General features: G+C 71.9%; 14 protein-coding genes. 7 read left to right on the forward strand and 7 right to left on the reverse strand.

What is annotated here, in order from left to right; translation table 11 throughout:
* Positions 1-100 precede the first annotated feature (100 nt).
* From DC432_RS00630 to DC432_RS00650, 5 genes are read right to left on the reverse strand one after another with little or no spacing between them, the layout of a single operon-like run.
* Complete coding sequence (locus tag DC432_RS00630) at positions 101-1,402, reverse strand: DUF58 domain-containing protein (protein ID WP_116536238.1); 1,302 nt, start codon at positions 1,400-1,402, stop codon at positions 101-103.
* A complete protein-coding gene (locus DC432_RS00635; RefSeq protein WP_431739666.1) occupies positions 1,402-2,430 on the reverse strand; it encodes an AAA family ATPase in 1,029 nt (342 codons plus the stop codon). Before DC432_RS00635 ends, DC432_RS00630 begins: the two co-directional genes overlap by 1 nt.
* Entirely contained in the window at positions 2,427-3,596 is a 1,170-nt protein-coding gene (locus DC432_RS00640) for a DUF4350 domain-containing protein (protein ID WP_116536239.1), read from the reverse strand. The genes DC432_RS00635 and DC432_RS00640 overlap by 4 nt, the downstream gene beginning before the upstream one ends.
* Entirely contained in the window at positions 3,593-4,243 is a 651-nt protein-coding gene (locus DC432_RS16290; protein WP_165801153.1) for a DUF4129 domain-containing protein, read from the reverse strand. The genes DC432_RS00640 and DC432_RS16290 overlap by 4 nt, the downstream gene beginning before the upstream one ends.
* The gene (locus DC432_RS00650; protein ID WP_116536241.1) at positions 4,240-5,550 is read right to left on the reverse strand and encodes a glycerophosphoryl diester phosphodiesterase membrane domain-containing protein; all 1,311 of its coding nucleotides are present in this window, start codon (positions 5,548-5,550) and stop codon (positions 4,240-4,242) included. Before DC432_RS00650 ends, DC432_RS16290 begins: the two co-directional genes overlap by 4 nt.
* A gap of 163 nt (positions 5,551-5,713) precedes the next feature.
* Here DC432_RS00650 and mtrA point away from each other — a divergent pair, with 163 nt between their 5' ends.
* The 5 genes from mtrA (at position 5,714) to hpf (ending at position 11,272) form a co-directional block, all read left to right on the forward strand.
* The gene (gene mtrA / locus DC432_RS00655; protein ID WP_108318159.1) at positions 5,714-6,394 is read left to right on the forward strand and encodes an MtrAB system response regulator MtrA; all 681 of its coding nucleotides are present in this window, start codon (positions 5,714-5,716) and stop codon (positions 6,392-6,394) included.
* A gap of 7 nt (positions 6,395-6,401) precedes the next feature.
* Entirely contained in the window at positions 6,402-8,084 is a 1,683-nt protein-coding gene (gene mtrB, locus DC432_RS00660; RefSeq protein WP_116536242.1) for an MtrAB system histidine kinase MtrB, read from the forward strand.
* Complete coding sequence (locus DC432_RS00665; protein WP_116536243.1) at positions 8,081-9,739, forward strand: LpqB family beta-propeller domain-containing protein; 1,659 nt, start codon at positions 8,081-8,083, stop codon at positions 9,737-9,739. The genes mtrB and DC432_RS00665 overlap by 4 nt, the downstream gene beginning before the upstream one ends.
* A 91-nt stretch (positions 9,740-9,830) precedes the next feature.
* Positions 9,831-10,505, forward strand: a complete 675-nt coding sequence (locus tag DC432_RS00670; RefSeq protein WP_116536244.1) for a ComF family protein — start codon at positions 9,831-9,833, stop codon at positions 10,503-10,505.
* A 104-nt stretch (positions 10,506-10,609) separates the two neighbouring features.
* Positions 10,610-11,272 (forward strand): ribosome hibernation-promoting factor, HPF/YfiA family, encoded by a 663-nt coding sequence (hpf, locus tag DC432_RS00675; RefSeq protein ID WP_116536245.1) that lies wholly within the window; start codon positions 10,610-10,612, stop codon positions 11,270-11,272.
* A gap of 65 nt (positions 11,273-11,337) precedes the next feature.
* On the opposite strand, the gene DC432_RS00680 is transcribed toward hpf, so the two are convergent.
* A complete protein-coding gene (locus DC432_RS00680) occupies positions 11,338-12,651 on the reverse strand; it encodes a hypothetical protein (protein ID WP_116536246.1) in 1,314 nt (437 codons plus the stop codon).
* A 184-nt stretch (positions 12,652-12,835) separates the two neighbouring features.
* Here DC432_RS00680 and secA point away from each other — a divergent pair, with 184 nt between their 5' ends.
* The gene (gene secA, locus DC432_RS00685; RefSeq protein WP_116536247.1) at positions 12,836-15,625 is read left to right on the forward strand and encodes a preprotein translocase subunit SecA; all 2,790 of its coding nucleotides are present in this window, start codon (positions 12,836-12,838) and stop codon (positions 15,623-15,625) included.
* A 131-nt stretch (positions 15,626-15,756) separates the two neighbouring features.
* Positions 15,757-16,983: a pyridoxal phosphate-dependent aminotransferase gene (locus tag DC432_RS00690; RefSeq protein WP_108317296.1), complete on the forward strand. Its 1,227-nt coding sequence runs from the start codon at positions 15,757-15,759 to the stop codon at positions 16,981-16,983.
* Positions 16,984-17,054: 71 nt separating this feature from the next.
* On the opposite strand, the gene DC432_RS16135 is transcribed toward DC432_RS00690, so the two are convergent.
* Positions 17,055-17,315 carry a hypothetical protein gene (locus tag DC432_RS16135; RefSeq protein ID WP_133177859.1) on the reverse strand — a complete coding sequence of 87 codons (261 nt, stop codon included), beginning with the start codon at positions 17,313-17,315 and terminating at the stop codon, positions 17,055-17,057.
* Positions 17,316-17,507: the final 192 nt, after the last annotated feature.

Genomic DNA, 17,507 nt, shown 5'->3' on the forward strand with positions numbered 1-17,507 from the left:
ACGGCGAGGCCGCGCGCGGAGGGGACACGCTGACGGCTGGAAGGGTACCCCCCAGGATAAGCCGCGACGTATGTCGCGGGCTGCATGAGGGCTGGACGTGCTAAAGGCGGCCCGCTGCCTTGAGCGCCAGATAGCGGTCGGCGACCAGCGGGGGGAGGTCGTCGGCGGAGGCGGACACCGCGTCGCCGCCGGCCCGCACGACCGCGTCGCGCACGCGTTCGGCATCGTGGCGCGCGCGTTCTATCGCCGCGGCGGCGTACACGTCCGCGGCGTCGCGGTGGGCGGGGACCTCGCCGGGACCGTCCGTGGCCGTGGCTACGAGCAGGCGCGAGCGCTGGGCCACGGCGGGGAGGGCGGCGAGGAAGCCGCGCGCCGCCTCGGGGTCATCGGCGGCGGTGAGCAGCACGACGAGCGCCGGACGCACCGACAGGCCGCGCACCTGGGCGAGGGCGGCGTCCCAGTCGGTGTCGATGAGCTGCGCATCGACCGGGGCCATGGCATCCACTAGGGCGGGAAGCAGCTGCGACCCCTCCACCCGGGTCACGCGAGCCCGCGTGATGCGGTCGAACATGAGCAGGTGCACGTGGTCGCCCGCGCGTGCGGCCAGCACCGACAGCAGCAGCGCCGCCTCCATCGCGGCGTCCAACCGGACGCCGTCGCCGACCCGCGCGGCGGCCGTGCGTCCGGTGTCGATGACGATCACGACGTGGCGGTCGCGCTCGGGCCGCCAGGTGCGCAGCATGGTCGTGCCCGCGCGGGCGGTCGCGCGCCAGTCGATCGAGCGCACGTCGTCTCCGCGCACGTACTCGCGCAGGCTGTCGAACTCGGTGCCCTGTCCGCGCACCTGCAGCGTCGTGTTGCCGTCGAGTTCGCGCAGCCGCGCGAGGCGCGACGGAAGATGACGACGCGAGGTGAACGGGGGCAGCACCCGCAGCCGCGCGGGCGCGTCGATGCGGGCCTGCCGTCCGGCCAGTCGCAGGGGACCGACGGCGCGGATCACGACGAACGCGCTGCGCAGCTCGCCGCGTCGCCGGGGCAGCAGCGGCAGGGGGGCGCCCCTCCGTTCGCCGGGCGGCACGACGACGCTCTGCCGCGCGGACGGCGCTCCCGCGGTGGGCTGCCAGGCGTCGCGGATGCTCGCGCGCAGCAGGCGGCGACCGAGGTTGCGCACGCGGATCTCGCCCGCGACCGGCTCGTCGCGCAGCGCGCGGTCGGGGTGCGTGCGGGTGATCTCGACGCGGCGCGGATCGGCGGCGAGAGCGACGTCGACGCCCGTCAGGATCGCGCACAGCAGCACCCACCCGCCCGCGACGCCCCACGCGGGCGCGCCGCCGCTCGTGAACAGCACGAGTGGCACGACGCCGAGGGCGACGAGCAGGACGAGGCGGCCGGTGACGAACATCAGATCGGCACGCGGGTCTGCTGCAGCACGGAGGTGAGGATGGCATCCACCGAGACGCCCTCGATCTCGGCCTCGGGACGCAGGCGGATGCGGTGGCGCCACACGGGCACCAGCATGGTCTGCACGTGGTCGGGGGTGATCGCCGGGTAGCCGCCGAGCCAGGCCCACGCCTTGGCCGCGGCGAGCAGGCCGGTCGTCGCGCGCGGGCTCACCCCGAGCAGCACCGACGGGCTCTGCCGGGTCGCCCGGGCGAGGTCGACGACGTAGCCGAGCAGGTCGTCGTCCACGGCGACCGAGGCCGCGGCCCGCTGCGCGGAGAGGATCTCGGATGCCGTGACCTGCGGCTCGACTCCCGCCTCGGCGAGGCGGCGGGGGTCGAAGCCGTTCGCGTGTCGACGCAGCACGTCGACCTCGGCGTCGCGACCGGGCAGCTCGACGACGAGCTTCAACAGGAAGCGGTCCAGCTGCGCCTCGGGGAGGGTGTAGGTGCCCTCGTGCTCGATGGGGTTCTGCGTCGCCGCGACGAGGAAGGGGTCGGGCAGGGGCCGGCTCTCGCCGTCGGACGAGACCTGGCGCTCCTCCATGGCCTCGAGCAGGGCCGCCTGGGTCTTCGGGGGCGTGCGGTTGATCTCGTCGGCCAGCAGCACGTGGGTGAAGACCGGACCCGCGCGGAACTCGAAGCCGCCGGCCCGCGCGTCGTAGACGAGGGATCCGGTGACGTCGCCGGGCATGAGGTCGGGAGTGAACTGCACGCGTCGCGTGTCGAGGCCCAGGGCGCGGCTGAACGAGCGCACCAGCAGGGTCTTGGCGACGCCGGGGACGCCCTCGAGCAGGACGTGTCCGCGCGAGAGCAGCGCGATCAACAGTCCCGTGACGGTGCCGTCCTGACCCACCACCGCCTTGCCCACCTCGAGGCGCACGCGGTGCATCGCGTCGCGGAGGGCGGCGTGGTCGTGCGCGTCCGCGGCGCTCCGGCGCTGATCGGTCGCGGGTGCGGGCCAGGCCGGGGTGTCGGGGGTGTCGGTCATCGGAGGGTCCCTTCGGTTCGGACGGCGGCGCGCACGCTCGCCTCGAGATCGCGGAGTCGGTCGGCGGCCGCGACGAGGTCGCGGTCGGTGGCGGGCCGGTCGTCGACGAGGATGCCGCGGACGCGCGCGCGGTCGGCGCCGAGGCGCTCCGCGACGGCGTCGGCGGTGTCGCCGGGGGAGGTGCGTGCAGCGAGGCCCAGCAGGCGACCGATGCGCCCCCGCGCGGCCCGGCGCAGCTCGTCGAGCGCGTGCCCCGCGTCGCCCGAGGCGGTGTACAGGCGCGCGCGGCCCTCGGTGGTCTCGGTGGCGCGCACCGTCACCGGCAGACGCTCGGTCACCAGCGGGCCGAAGCGCCGCCCCCGCCAGACGGCCGCGACGAGCGCCGAGAGCAGCAGCAGGACGATCGCGGGCGTCACCCACGGCGGGGTCAGGTCGGACAGCGTCGGCGGGGCGGTGCCGGGGTCGGCGTCGGCGGGCGAGGGGACGTACCAGACGAGTCGTTCGCTCTGCCCCAGCACGCCGAGCGCGAGGGCGGCGTTCCCGTCGAGGGGGAGCGTCGAATTGGTCAGGGTCGCGAGGCCGTCGACCGCGGTGATCGTCCGGCCGTCTCGGGCGATCGTGATCAGTCCGTAGCCCCCGTCGGAGCCGAAACACGCCCGGACGTCGTCGCCGGGCACGAACAGCGAACCGATGCGCGCCCTCCCCGCGTTCGCGGCCGCCGGTACCTCGCACGCGGCGTCGACCGCGACGTCGGGGGCGAAGCCGCCGAGGGACGAACCGTTCAGCAGCACGTCGAGCGACCGCGTGCGCGGGTCGATCAGGACGACGTGGCGCGCGCGGCCGGAGAGGTCGCGCAGACCGTCATCGGACAGCATCGGCGCATCGGGCACGACCAGCGTCGCGTCGCCGGCGTCGAGGGCGCGTTCCGCGTCGGCGCGATCGCGAGCGATGCTCACCGTCACGCCCTGCTGCTCGAGCACGCGGACGACCGCCCGCGTGCCGTCGGGTCCGGCGGATTCCGGATCCAGGATGCCGCGCTGCGCGTAGCCGCCGTAGACGAAGAGGCCCCCGATCAGCGAGACCAGCGCCAGTCCCGCGATCAGGGCGATCCACCCCAGCGCGCCGCGGGTGCGGGCGCGCGGAGCGGGGGTGGCCACCGCGCTCACGCGGGGACCGCCGGTCGCGCGCGCACCGCGGCGTCGTCGAGATCGGCCACGACGCGGTAGCTCTCGGCCGTGCCGGGGCGACGCAGGTACCGCACGTCGTCGAAGGTCTCGGCGGCCGTGTCGAGGGCGTCGGCGAGGGGCGGCAGCGCCGCACTCGCCGCGCGCGCGAACGCGCGGACGGTCGCGCCCGGGGGCGGGTCGACGATGCCGCGCTCGGCGAGCCCGCGCGCGAAGGCGCGGAAGCGCAGGACGATCGCTTCATCCCAGTCCCCGCGCGCGGCGGCCGCCGCGGCATCCGCTCGCAGCTCGTCGGCGGAGCGGACGTCGTCGTCGTCGAACAGGGCGTGCACGGCGGGAGCGGCGCGGGGGGTGAGGCGGGGGCGCCCCCAGATGAGCAACGCCACCACGACGACCGCGACCACGATCACCCCGAGCACGACGAAGGCCCAGGGGCCCCACCCGCCCGTGTCGGGCACGGTGAAGAGGTCGCGGACGAACCGCGCGACCGCCTGCGCGATGCGGTCGACGACGGTGGGCTCGGCGGCCTGGTAGACGGGGTCGGAGAGCTCCTGCTCGGCCCACTCGCGCGCCTGATCGGGGTCGGGCAGCAGCGGCAGGTCGGCGGCGCTCAGGGCGGGGATCGTCACGCGTCGCCGTTCGAGCCGGGGGCCGTCCAGGACGTGGGGGCGGCGGGGGCGGCCGGGGGACCGGCGGGGGAGGAGGCGGGCGGGGCCGGGGACGCGGGAGGCGCCGCGGGTGCCGGGGCGGGGGCCGCGTACGGCGGGGTCGCGGGGCCGGCCTGCGCGGGATACCCGGGCTGCGCGCCGTACCCGGGCTGTGCGCCGTACCCGGGCTGCGCCGCGTACCCCGCGAACGCGGGCGCCGGCCCCGCGGGCACCGGAGCCGGACGGGCCACCACGCGTCCCACCCCGACCAGGTAGGGATCCGTCAGTTCCACCGCCCCGGCATCGCGCGCCTCGACGTAGTTCTGCAGGTCGTGGTCGAGAGCCTCGACGCGCATGCGGGCGTCCACGTAGACGAGCACGGCCGAGGTCGACTGGACCACGAGGGCGATGCACTGCACGAGAAGGATGCCGAACTGTCCGATGATCTGCACCACGACGAGGCTGACGATGGCCGTCACCGAATCGCCGCCGGTCGGGGCGAGGATCCCCGGGACGATCCCGGAGATCAGGCTCAGGGGGATCGAGATGATCTGCGCGACGATCCCGAAAGCCACCGAGACGACGATGACCACCCCGAGCGTCGACCAGAAGCGTCCGCGGGTCAGCGCCCACGACCGCCCGATGGCGCGGAAGACGGGCGCGCGCTCGAGGATGATGACCGACGGGACGAGGAAGAGCTTGGGCGTCAGCCACAGGTACAGGGGGATCAGCGCGATCAGGGCGAGGATGCCGACGAGGATGCCGACCCACACCACGGCGATCGCGAGCAGCGCGACGATGCCCGCGAGCAGACCCACCGCGAGCACGGTCGCCGTCAGCGCGAGGGCGCTGTAGCCGATCAGCTTCCAGAAGACCGGCTTGACGCGCGCCCATGTCGCGCGGAGCGTGGGCTTCTCGGCCACCACCGCGTGGGCCACCTCGGCCACCACGACGCCCTGCACGACCACGCTCAGCGCGCCGCTCGCGAGTCCGAGCACCAGTGTCGTGATCGCGGTGATGACGATGGACCCGGTCATGATCGCGTCGAAGTCGTCGCTGCCGTAGGGAACGGTGTCGAGGCGCGAGAAGCTCGCGATCGCCACGCCCGCGATCGCGGCGGTGAGCACGATGGTCGCGAGGGCCTGCACGACGAGCGCGAAACCGAGCAGCACCTTGGGGTTGTGGCGCAGCGCCACGAACGAGCGGCCGAGGATCGTGCCGAACCCGTAGGGGTGCAGGGGGACGATGCCCGGGCGGGATGCCGGGGTCCAAGCCGGGTACGCGTTCACGGTGGCGCCTCCTCGTACACGTGGCGGTGCCCTCATCGTGTCACACACCCCCGACACGCTCGCCCCGCTCGCAGACACGTCGACTACTCTCTTCAAGACGTGCCCCCACCCGGGGCGTGGCCCGTTTTCCCGAGCGGGTTCGAGACGGAAGACGCACACCCGAATGACTTCACGGATCCTGGTCGTCGACGATGACACCGCTCTGGCCGAGATGATCGGCATCGTGCTGCGCACGGAGGGATTCGACACGGCGTTCTGCGCCGACGGCGCCCAGGCGGTCGAGGCTTGGCGCACCGAGCGTCCCGACCTCATCCTGCTGGACCTCATGCTCCCCGGCGTGGACGGCATCGAGATCTGCACGCGCGTGCGGGCGGAGTCCGGCATCCCGATCATCATGCTCACCGCGCGCACGGACACCGCCGACGTGGTCAAGGGACTGGAATCCGGGGCCGACGACTATATCGTCAAGCCCTTCAATCCGAAGGAGCTCGTGGCCCGCATCCGCACGCGCCTGCGACCTGCTCAGGCCCCGGCCGACGAGACGCTGCGCATCGGCGACCTGGTCGTCGACGTCGCCGCGCACGAGGTGCGCCGCGGCGACGCGCCGATCGCACTGACCCCCCTCGAGTTCGAGCTGCTGGTCGCCCTCGCCGAGAAGCCGCAGCAGGTGTTCTCGCGCGAGATGCTGCTCGAGCAGGTGTGGGGCTACCACTACAAGGCCGACACGCGTCTGGTGAACGTCCACGTGCAGCGCCTGCGCGCCAAGATCGAGGCCGACCCCGACAATCCGCGGATCGTGACCACCGTGCGCGGCGTGGGCTATCGCGCCGGCGCGGTGGCCTGAGCACCCCATGACGGGCGTGGTGCGGACCCTGCCTCCGCCCCGGCGCGGTGTGCGGGATTGGCGGGCGACGCGGGACCGTCTCGCGACGCTCTGGCGTCGGTCGCTGCGCTTCCGCACGATCGTCATCACCGTCACGCTGACGGCCGTGACGATCCTCGTGACGTGCGTGGCGATGGCCCTCGTCATCCAGAACGAGCTGTTCACCGCCCGCAAGGACCAGGTGCTGCTCGAGGCGCAGCGCGCCACGGCCGCGGCGCAGGCGACCCTCGACGCGGCGGTGGACTCCACCGACCCCGCGGCGGCGCAGACCCTCATGAACGGCATCGCCACGCGCCTGTCGCAGCAGTCCTCGAGCGATCTCATCGCGCTGTACCGCATCGGTCCGCCCTCGCCGCTGGCTCCGCAGCCGTTCATCTCGCCCGCGTTCCAGTCCCGGCTGGTCACCGAGGCGCTGCGCACCCAGGTGCAGTCGAGCCCCGATCTGCAGTGGTGGCAGTCGGTGGCGCTCCCCGCCGGCAACGGGCGGGAGGTGCCCGGCATCCTGGTGGGGCACCAGCTGCGCTTCCCCGCCGAGGACGGCGTCGACTACTACGAGCTGTACATGGGGTACGACCTCACCAGCGCCTCGCAGACCCTGGCCTTCGTGCAGGTGCTGCTGTGGGTGGTCGGCCTCGTCCTGGTCGTGCTGATCGGCGCGATCGCCTGGTTCGTGCTGCGCTCGGTCACGACGCCGATCGCGGATGCCGCCGAGACCAGCGCGAAGCTCGCGGCGGGCGATCTGGGCGTGCGGCTGCCCGTGCGCGGCGAGGACGAGCTGGCGACGTTGAACCGCTCGTTCAACGCCATGGCCGACAGCATCGAGTCGCAGATCAAGGAGCTCGCCGACCTCTCCCTCGTGCAGCAGCGTTTCGTGTCGGACGTGTCGCACGAGCTGCGCACGCCGCTGACGACGATCCGTCTCGCGGCCGACATGATCAACGACCAGCGCGAGGAGTTCGATCCCGCGACGGGTCGCGCGGCCGAGCTGCTGCACGCACAGGTGCAGCGCTTCGAGGTGCTGCTGACCGATCTGCTCGAGATCAGCCGCTACGACGCCGGATCCGTCCAGCTCGAGCTCGAGGCGACGAGCCTCGCCCACCTGGCCGAGGACGTCATCCTGTCGATGGAGCAGCTGGCCGAGGGGCACGGCTCCGACGTCCGCCTGGTCGCGCCGGGCGGGTACACCCCGGTCGAGATGGACGCCCGACGCGTGCGCCGCATCGTCCGCAACCTGCTCGGCAACGCGATCGAGCACGGCGAGGGACGTCCCATCGTGGTGTCGGTGGACAGCGATCGGGATGCCGTCGCCCTCGGCGTGCGCGACTTCGGCCTGGGCATGCGCCCCGACGACGTCGAGCGCGTGTTCGACCGCTTCTGGCGGGCCGACCCCTCGCGCGTCCGCACGATCGGCGGAACGGGTCTGGGTCTGTCGATCGCCCTCGGCGATGCGCGCCTGCACGGCGGCACCCTGGCCGTGTGGTCCGAACCCGGACGCGGATCGAACTTCGTCCTGACCCTCCCGCGCAACGGTCGGCCCGTGAACAGTTCGCCCCTCCCGCTCGTCCCGGACGACGAGCAGGGCGGCGCCCTCGAGGCGTTCGGCCTGACCCAACCCATCGCCACCCGCCCCGGCATCCGGAGGACGACATGAGACGCGCGCTCGCCCTCGTCAGCCTCGCGCTGGTGCTCGCGCTCGCCGCCTGCACGGGCCTTCCCACCTCGGGATACGTCAACCCGGGTCGCGGACCTCAGACCGACGACACGCAGGCTTTCGCCTTCGTGCCCGACGGCCCCCAGGACGGGGCGGCCCCGGCCGACATCGTCGAGGGGTTCCTGCGGGCGGGATCCGGTCCCACCGACGACTGGGCCACGGCCAAGATGTTCCTCGCGCCGGGCACGTCGTGGGACCCGCGCGCCCGCGTCACCATCGACCGCCTCTCGGACCGCCGCGCGGCCGCGACCTCGGACGGCACGGGCGTCACGGTGGCGCTGACCACGGTCGCCGGAGTGGATGCCACCGGCGCGTACGCGCCGTCCGCGTCGGGGGTGAGCGAGACGTTGAGTTTCACCCTCGCGCAGGTCGACGGGCAGTGGCGCATCACCTCCGCGCCGGACGGCGTGGTGCTCTACGAAGAGGTGTTCCCGACCGTCTACCAGTCGGCATCCGTCGCGTACTTCGATCCGACGTGGAGCTTCATCGTCCCGGACGTCCGGTGGTTCCCGCGCCCGCTCGTGGCCAGCCGCGTCGCGACCGCACTGGTCGACGGGCAGCCCAGCCCGTGGCTCGCGGGTGCGGTCAAATCGGCCTTCCCCGACGAGCTCTCGCTCGTGGGGCGCTCGGTGACGCTCTCGTCGGGCGGGGTCGCGCAGGTGCAGCTGCCGCAGGCGGCGCTGAGTCTGGACCGCACCACCCTGGACCGCATGCAGACGCAGCTCGTGCGCAGTCTCTCGAGCGCCGGCATCAGCGACGTGCAGATGACCGTCGACGGCGCGCCCGTCACGGCATCCGAGGTGCCCGTGCGCGTGACCCGGGTCGATCCGGCGCCGGCTGTTCTCACCGCGCTCGGTGTCTTCGGCTCGCTGTCCGGCGACGCCGTCGAGCCCATCAACGGCCTGTCGGATGCCGTGGAGTCCCTGCTGCCGGCGTCGGTGGAACTCGAGGCCGACCGGAGCCTCGCTGCGGTGCGATCGCAGGACGGAGACGTCGCCAGCGCCCTGAGCGACGGTCGCACGTTCCTGCTGGACGATCGTCCCGGTCTCATCGCGCCCTCGATCGACGGCGAGGGCGCCATCTGGAGCGTGCCCTCGGCGAGTCCCACGCAGGTGCGAGTGATCACGGCCGAGGGGGTGCCGCGCGAGGTCGGCAACGCCTGGCCGGACGCCTCCGAGATCACGGCGATGCAGATCTCGCGGGACGGAACACGCGTGGCCGCGATCGTCACCGTCTCGGGCACGCGCGAGGTCTGGCTTGCCGGGATCGAGCGCGAGAACGGCACGGTCGAGCTCGGCGCACCCCACGTGCTGTCGTTCTCGCAGCAGGGGGCGTTCGATCTGGCGTGGCTCGACGACACCACCGTGGGCGTCCTGGCCACCGTCGACGGCGCGAGCCGGTTGCGCGAGCTCAACGTGGGCGGGCGCGGCACCGAGGCGGCCGCGCCCGACGGTGCGCGCATTCTGGCCGCGGGCAGCACCAGCGTGCGCGTTCTCGACGACCAGGGGCGCCTCTACAGTCGGCGCGGCAGCTCGTGGACGCTGGTGGCATCCGGCATCCGCGTTCTCGCCGCGCAGCAGGGCACGACGTCCTGACCCTCCTCCCCGGCGGGACCACCGGACCCGTTCTCCCCGGACGAGCGTTTCATCGCCTCACCGCGACCCCGGCGTCGGTCACCGTGATGGCATGCGGTGGATCCTTCGCTCCCTCTCCGAGGCGCTGACGTTCTGGCTGCCCCTGTCGTGCGCGGGGTGCGGGGCGGCCGACGTCTCTCTGTGCGAGGGATGCCGCCTCGCCCTCGCCCCGCGGATCCATCGCCGCTCCGTCTCGTCGGGGGTGGTCGTCACCGCGGCCCTGGTGTTCGACGGCGTCGCGGCGCGGACGATCCGCGCGCTGAAGGAGGAGGGACGGACCTCGCTCGCCCGGGCGCTGGGTCCCGCGCTCGCGGTCGCGGTGCGCGCGGCCGTGGGCGCGCACGGCGTCCGCCCCGTCGTGCGGATCACCGCGGTGCCCTCGTCGCGCGCGGCGTTCCGGCGGCGCGGTCATCGACCCGTCGAGCTCCTCGTGCGGGCGAGCGGTCTCCGGTCCGAGCGCCTGCTGCGGGTGGCGCGGACGCCGCGCGATCAGCGCGGACTCGGCCGCATCGAGCGGCGCGCGAACGTGGCGGGCGCCCTCGAGGCCCGGCCGATCGGCGGCGGGGTCGTGGTGGTGGTCGACGACGTCGTCACCACCGGGGCGACCCTGGTCGAGGCCGAACGCGCGCTGCGCGCGGCGGGAGCGGACCACGTCGTGGTCGTCGCGCTGGCGCACACGCCGAGGCGCGACGGATCCGCAGAGGAACCGCAGGGGAATCCGAGGTGATTTCCACGTGACAGGAGCATGACCGGCCACTAGCGTAAGGATGACTGAAGGCGACGGACGTTCCGCCCTTAGACCGGGCGGAACCCGGAACAAGGAGGTCACGGATGGACACCAACATCGTCGGCGTGGGAGTCGGTATCACCGATCGTTTCCGCTCGGTGGTCGAAGAGAAGGTCAGCCGCATCGAGCACCTGGCGCCGCGAGCGCAGGCCCTCGAGGTCAAGGTGACGCACCGCTCCTACCGCAACGGTCGCATGGAGGACGATACGGTCGAGCTCACGCTCGACGGCAAGGGTCCCGTCGTCCGGGCCGAGGCCACGGACGCCGACAAGTTCGCCGCTCTCGACCTGGCGGTCGACAAGATCTCGGAGCAGGTGCGTCGCGCCAAGGACAAGCGCGTCGACGCCCGCAACCACCCCCGCGGTGCCAAGTTCGAGAAGGGCACCGGCGAGCTGTCCGGCATCGACGTCGAACCCGCCTCGGTCGAGGTGCTGCGCGCGGTCGCCACGGGCGAGGTGCCGATCCAGAACGCCGAGGTCGAAGAAGAGGAGTACTCGCCCGTCGTCATCCGGCAGAAGGAGTTCGGGGCCGAGTGGATGACGGTCGAAGACGCCGTCGACCGCATGGAACTCGTCGGACACGACTTCTTCCTGTTCATCGACGCCCGCAGCGATCAGCCGAGCGTCGTCTACCGCCGCAAGGGCTGGGACTACGGGGTGATCGCGCTCGCGACGCAGGCACCGCCCGCCGCGCAGGTCGCCTCGTGATCCGCTGAGCGCAGACAGACGCCCCCGGCCACGGCCGGGGGCGTCGTGCGTTTCGCGGGCGGGCGTCAGCCGTCGAAGATGTCTCCGAGCAGCGAGCCGATGACCAGGCCGCCGAGCATGCCGCCGACCATGTTGCCCCCGCCCATGCCGCCGCCGCGGCCGTATCCGCCGCCCCGACCGTAGCCGTTGCCGCCCCAGTCGTCGGGGCGGGACTGCTCGATGTCGCGCTGCGCGATCTGCAGAGCCTCGGATGCCAGCGACCCGGCGCGCCGTGCGGTGGCGAGCACCGTGTCGCGCTGGTCCTCGGCGACCGGGCCGAGGGGGAGGCCGGCGCGCAGGCGCTCGGCCTCGACGAAGCGCGTGCGCGCGTCGGCGCCGATCCAGCCGCGGTGGCCGGTGATCAGGCCGCGCGCCACGGCGAGCTGGCGGTCGGCGTCGTCGATCGCGTGCTCGACCTGCTCCTGCGAGGGCACGGGTCGCGCAGCGCGCTCGCGCGCGAGATCCAGGTCGGCGTTGGCCTGACGCAGCGACGACAGGGCCGCGAAGGGATCGCTGCGCGTGCCCGAGGCCGGCAGGGCGGTCAGCGCCTGCTGCAGGGTCGCCATCGCCTGCGTGACGGCGGGCGTCTGGGCGCCGCGGCGGGCCTCGACGAGATCGTTGCGCGAGTCGTCGACCACCGCGGCGAGCGTCGACTCCGCGCGCAGGGCCTCGATCTCGAAGGTGTCCACGGCATCCAGAAGGGATTCGGCACGGCGCACGGCCTCGGTGGCCGCCTCGAGGGCGACCGACGCCTGCTCGCGCTGCCCGGCCTCGCGGCGCCGCTCCGACACCGCGGCGGTGTGCACGGCGAAGTCGAGCAACTGCTCGATCTCGTCGGGGTTGCCGCCGATCTGCGCGAGCGCCGAGTCGCTGTAGCGGCGCGACAGGCGCTCGACGACCTCGCGCGCGTTGGGGATGCGCTCGGCGAGCCGTTCGCGGTCGGCCCGCACGCGCGCGAGCGTCTCGGGGGCGCGGCGCACCGCGTCGATCTTGGGTTGGAGCACCTGCGTCCGCTCCTCGAGCAGGTCCTCGGCCCAGTCCGAGAGCTGGATGATCCGCGCGTTGCGCGTGCGCAGCTCTTCTTTGGTGTCGGGGATCTCGTCGTGGTTCAGCTGGTGCAGCTGGAACGCCTCGGCGAGGTGCGTGCGAACCGAGTCGAGCGCGGCGGCGAGGTCCTCGGTGGCCTTGTCGCCGAGCTCGGCGCAGGCGAAGTCGAGCTCGTCCGAGGTGAGTCGCACGCGCTCGTCGGCGGCGACGATCGCCAACTCCGCCCGGCGTGCCAGATCGGCATCCGCCGCGTCCTGTTCTTCGCGCTTCCTCTTGCCCCAGAAACCGGCCATGGCTCGATCCTAGGCGGCGTGCTCGCGACGGTCGCCATGTGTTCGCTGCGGGCGCGCCCCGGCGCTTTCGGATTGCGGCCGCCTCGCAGGTCACGAACGGGTAACACGGATAACATGAGCGGTGTATGCCTGTTCGCAGGCCGGCGTCCGTACGGGCGTCGCACCCGACAGATGGAGATTCTTCGTGGCAAATCCGCTCGAGAAACTGCTGCGCGCCGGCGAAGGCCGCATCCTGCGTCGCCTGCAGGGCGTGGTGAAGGCGACCGGGGCGCTCGAAGAGGACTACGAGCAGCTCACCGACGACGAACTGCGCAACGAGACCATCGAGCTGCGTGCCCGCTACGAGGCCGGCGAGACGCTCGACCAGCTCATGCCCGAGGCGTTCGCCGCCGTCCGCGAGGCGGCCAAGCGCACGCTCGGTCAGCGCCCGTACGACGTGCAGATCATGGGCGGCGCGGCCCTGCACCTCGGCAACATCGCCGAGATGAAGACCGGTGAGGGCAAGACCCTGACCGCGGCCCTGCCCGCCTACCTGAACGCGATCGCCGGCAAGGGCGTGCACGTCATCACGGTGAACGACTTCCTCGCGAGCTACCAGTCCGAGCTCATGGGCCGCGTCTACCGCGCCCTCGGCATGACGACGGGCACCGTCGTCTCGGGGCAGACCCCCGAGGTCCGCCGCGAGCAGTACGAGGCCGACATCAGCTACGGCACGAACAACGAGTTCGGCTTCGACTACCTGCGCGACAACATGGCCTGGCGCAAGGAGGACCTCGTCCAGCGCGGCCACTTCTTCGCGATCGTCGACGAGGTCGACTCGATCCTCATCGACGAGGCGCGCACCCCGCTGATCATCTCGGGCCCGGCATCCGGCGAGGCCAACCGCTGGTTCGCGGAGTTCGCCAAGCTCGCCCGCACCCTCGAGGCCGGCGTCGACTACGAGGTCGACGAGAAGAAGCGCACCATCGGCGTGCTCGAGCCCGGCATCGAGAAGGTCGAGGACTACCTCGGCATCGACAACCTGTACGAGTCGGCCAACACCCCGTTGATCTCGTTCCTCAACAACTCGATCAAGGCCATCGCGCTGTTCAAGCGCGACACCGACTACGTCGTCATGAACGACGAGGTCATGATCGTCGACGAGCACACCGGTCGCATCCTGGTCGGACGCCGCTACAACGAGGGCATCCACCAGGCGATCGAGGCGAAAGAGAACGTGCCGGTCAAGGCCGAGAACCAGACCCTCGCCACCGTCACGCTGCAGAACTACTTCCGCCTCTACGACAAGCTCTCGGGCATGACCGGTACCGCCGAGACCGAGGCGGCCGAGTTCATGTCGACGTACAAGCTCGGCGTCGTGCCCATCCCCACGAACAAGCCGATGGTGCGCAAGGACCAGCCCGATCTCGTCTACAAGAACGAGACGGCGAAGTTCGCCCAGGTGGTCGAGGACATCGTCGAGCGCCACGAGAAGGGGCAGCCCGTCCTCGTCGGCACCACGAGCGTCGAGAAGAGCGAGTACCTTTCGCGCCTGCTGGCGAAGAAGGGCGTGCGCCACGAGGTGCTCAACGCCAAGAACCACGCGCGCGAGGCCGAGATCGTCGCCCGCGCCGGTCGCCTGGGGGCGGTCACGGTGGCCACCAACATGGCCGGTCGTGGAACCGACATCATGCTCGGCGGCAACGCCGAGTTCCTCGCCGTGCAGGAGATGAAGGCGAAGAACCTCGACCCGGTCGAGACGCCCGAGGCCTACGAGGCCGAGTGGGACGGCGTCTACCAGGGCGTGCGCGACACCGTGGCCGAAGAGGCCGCGAAGGTCACCGAGGCGGGCGGTCTCTACGTGCTCGGCACCGAGCGCCACGAGTCCCGTCGCATCGACAACCAGCTGCGCGGTCGCTCCGGCCGTCAGGGCGACCCGGGCGAGAGCCGCTTCTACCTGTCGCTCACCGATGACCTGATGCGCCTGTTCCAGTCCGGAGCGGCCGAGGCGATCCTCGCCCGCACGAACTTCCCCGACGACGTCGCGATCGAGTCGGGCCTGGTGTCGCGCGCGATCAAGAGCGCTCAGTCGCAGGTCGAGGCCCGCAACGCCGAGATGCGCAAGAACGTCCTCAAGTACGACGACGTGCTCAACCGCCAGCGCGAGGCCATCTACGCCGACCGTCGCCACATGCTGCAGGGCGATGACATCGCCGACCGCGTGCAGCACTTCATCGAGGACGCCATCACCGCCGTCATCGACGACCACACCGGATCGGGTCACACCGAGTCGTGGGACTTCGACGCCCTCTGGACCGAGCTGAAGACGCTGTACCCGGTGAGCGTGACGATCGACGAGGTCGTCGCCGAGGCGGGTGGCAACAAGGGCCGCATCACGCCCGAGGGTCTCAAGCGCGAGATCATCTCGGACGCGCGCATCGCGTACGAGAACCGCGAGAAGACCCTCGGCGAGCAGGCCCTGCGCGAACTCGAGCGCCGCGTGGTGCTGCAGGTGCTCGACCGCCGCTGGCGCGAGCACCTCTACGAGATGGACTACCTCAAGGACGGCATCGGCCTGCGCGCGATGGCCCAGCGCGACCCGCTCATCGAGTACCAGCGCGAGGGCTACCAGATGTTCCAGTCGATGATGGGACAGATCAAAGAGGAGTCCGTCGGCTTCCTCTACAACCTCGAGGTCGAGGTGCGCAGCGTCGACGGCGAGCCCGCGGCGCAGGTCGAGGCCAAGGGCCTCGCGCCGACCCCCGTCGAGACGCAGCGTCTGGAGTACTCCGCCGCGAACGACGCCGGCGAGGTCGAGGTGCGCAACGACCGCGGCCAGGTGCAGGCGGCCGCGACCAACCGTCTGCGTCAAGCGCAGCCCGCCGCGTCGGCCGAGCCCGCCGGGGCCCGCGGAGCCTTCGGGCAGCGCACCGACGTCGCCGAGCGGCCCGAGGCGTCCAACCGCGCCGACCGCCGCGCCGCGAAGAAGAAGTAAGAACCGCAGAGAACGGATGCCGTGTCCCCGCCGGGGCACGGCATCCGTCGTCTTCCGAAGCCGCGGTGGGCGGGACGGACCGGTCCACCGGGTGTCGATTGGCCGTTCCGGGCCGGGGATATCCTGAACCGATGAGCCCGCTGCGCCCCCTCGATCAGTCGTCGAAGCTGAAGGACGTTCTCTACGAGATCCGCGGGGAGGCCCTCGTCGAGGCCGATCGGCTCGAGGCCGAGGGGCACGCGATCCTCAAGCTCAACACGGGCAACCCGGCGATCTTCGGCTTCGAGGCGCCGCACCAGATCGTGCGCGACATGATCGCGTCGGTGCCGAACGCCCACGGATACAGCGACAGCCGCGGCATCCTGTCGGCGCGCCGCGCCGTGGTGTCGCGCTACGAGCAGGAGCCCGGCTTCCCGCACCTCGACCCCGACCACGTCTTCCTCGGCAACGGCGTCTCCGAGCTGATCACCATGACGATGCAGGCGCTGCTCGACGAGGGCGACGAGGTGCTCATCCCCGCCCCGGACTACCCGCTGTGGACGGCGATGACGAGCCTGGGCGGCGGTACGCCCGTGCACTACGTGTGCGACGAGCAGCGCGAGTGGCAGCCCGACCTCGAGGACATCCGCTCGAAGATCACCCCGCGCACCAAGGCGATCGTCGTGATCAACCCCAACAACCCCACCGGCGCGGTCTACTCGCGAGAGGTGCTCGAGGGCATCGCCGCGATCGCGCGCGAGCACTCGCTGCTCGTCCTCGCCGACGAGATCTACGACCGCATCCTCTTCGACGACGCCGTGCACATCCCGATGGCGACGGTCGCGCCCGATCTGCTCGTGTTGACCTTCAACGGACTGTCCAAGACGTACCGCGTCGCCGGCTACCGCTCGGGATGGCTGGCGATCACCGGCCCCAAGTCGCACGCGCAGGGCTTTCTGCACGGCATCAACCTGCTGGCATCCACCCGTCTGTGTCCCAACGTGCCCGCGCAGTTCGCCGTGCAGGCTGCCCTGTCGGGGGTGCAGTCGATCGACGCGCTCATCGCGCCCACGGGTCGTCTGCACGAGCAGAGGGATGCCGCCTGGGAGGGCCTTGAGGCCATCCCGGGGGTCTCGTGCGTCAAGCCGCGCGGGGCTCTGTACGCCTTTCCGCGGTTCGACCCCGAGGTGTACGAGATCCCGGATGACGCCAAGTTCGTCCGCGATTTCCTCGTCGCCGAGCACGTGCTGCTGGTGCAGGGCTCGGGCTTCAACTGGCCGGCGACCGACCACGTGCGCATCGTGACGCTGCCCGAGGCCCGCGTCATCAGCGACGCGATCGAGCGTCTCGGGAACTTCTTGGCGTCCTGGCGGGCGTAGCCGACGGGCGCGGGGCTACGGCACCGTCCGCGCTGTACGGAGGTCCGCACCCCGCGCCGCCCCGAGCTCGATCAGCTTCGCTCGGATCGAACGTCCCGAGGCGCACCCTTGCGGCGGTAGGACCAGTCCGTGACGATGGTCGAGAGGCTCCAGAGCAGCAAGGGCAGGACCGACAGTGGGCCGAGCCACGAGTTCGCCACTTCCTGGTCCCAGGAGGCGGCAGTCCCGGCCACAAACCACGCGAGGGAAACCGCGAACGCTAGAGCGCGCCACGGCGAGAGCAGAACGCGAAGACGTGATTTTAGTGACGTGCGGTAGTCGTCATGACTCATGCTGACTCCTTTGTCTTCATTCGCGACCGATTGACCGCGCGCAGCATGCTCATCCCGCGTGCGTGCCGACCATTTGGGGGACATCGACGTCGCAGGGGGCTGGTGAACAAGGCTGTGCATGTTGCTGACCGCGACGGGGCCGGCGGCCTCAGACGCTTCTCCATAGGGCTGACGACGCTCTGGCTGCCAGCC

It is taken from the genome of Microbacterium testaceum, assembly GCF_003075375.1.
GTDB classification, from domain to species: domain Bacteria; phylum Actinomycetota; class Actinomycetes; order Actinomycetales; family Microbacteriaceae; genus Microbacterium; species Microbacterium testaceum_E.

Excerpts from the sequence above, each read along its gene's own strand:
- DC432_RS00670 (WP_116536244.1), top strand. The coding sequence starts at position 9,831 with ATGCGGTGGATCCTTCGCTCCCTCTCCGAGGCGCTGACGTTCTGGCTG.
- DC432_RS00690 (WP_108317296.1), top strand. The coding sequence starts at position 15,757 with ATGAGCCCGCTGCGCCCCCTCGATCAGTCGTCGAAGCTGAAGGACGTT.
- DC432_RS00665 (WP_116536243.1), top strand. The coding sequence starts at position 8,081 with ATGAGACGCGCGCTCGCCCTCGTCAGCCTCGCGCTGGTGCTCGCGCTC.
- DC432_RS16135 (WP_133177859.1), bottom strand. The coding sequence starts at position 17,315 with ATGAGTCATGACGACTACCGCACGTCACTAAAATCACGTCTTCGCGTT.
- mtrA (WP_108318159.1), top strand. The coding sequence starts at position 5,714 with ATGACTTCACGGATCCTGGTCGTCGACGATGACACCGCTCTGGCCGAG.
- mtrB (WP_116536242.1), top strand. The coding sequence starts at position 6,402 with ATGACGGGCGTGGTGCGGACCCTGCCTCCGCCCCGGCGCGGTGTGCGG.
- DC432_RS00630 (WP_116536238.1), bottom strand. The coding sequence starts at position 1,402 with ATGTTCGTCACCGGCCGCCTCGTCCTGCTCGTCGCCCTCGGCGTCGTG.
- DC432_RS00680 (WP_116536246.1), bottom strand. The coding sequence starts at position 12,651 with ATGGCCGGTTTCTGGGGCAAGAGGAAGCGCGAAGAACAGGACGCGGCG.
- hpf (WP_116536245.1), top strand. The coding sequence starts at position 10,610 with ATGGACACCAACATCGTCGGCGTGGGAGTCGGTATCACCGATCGTTTC.
- DC432_RS00635 (WP_431739666.1), bottom strand. The coding sequence starts at position 2,430 with ATGACCGACACCCCCGACACCCCGGCCTGGCCCGCACCCGCGACCGAT.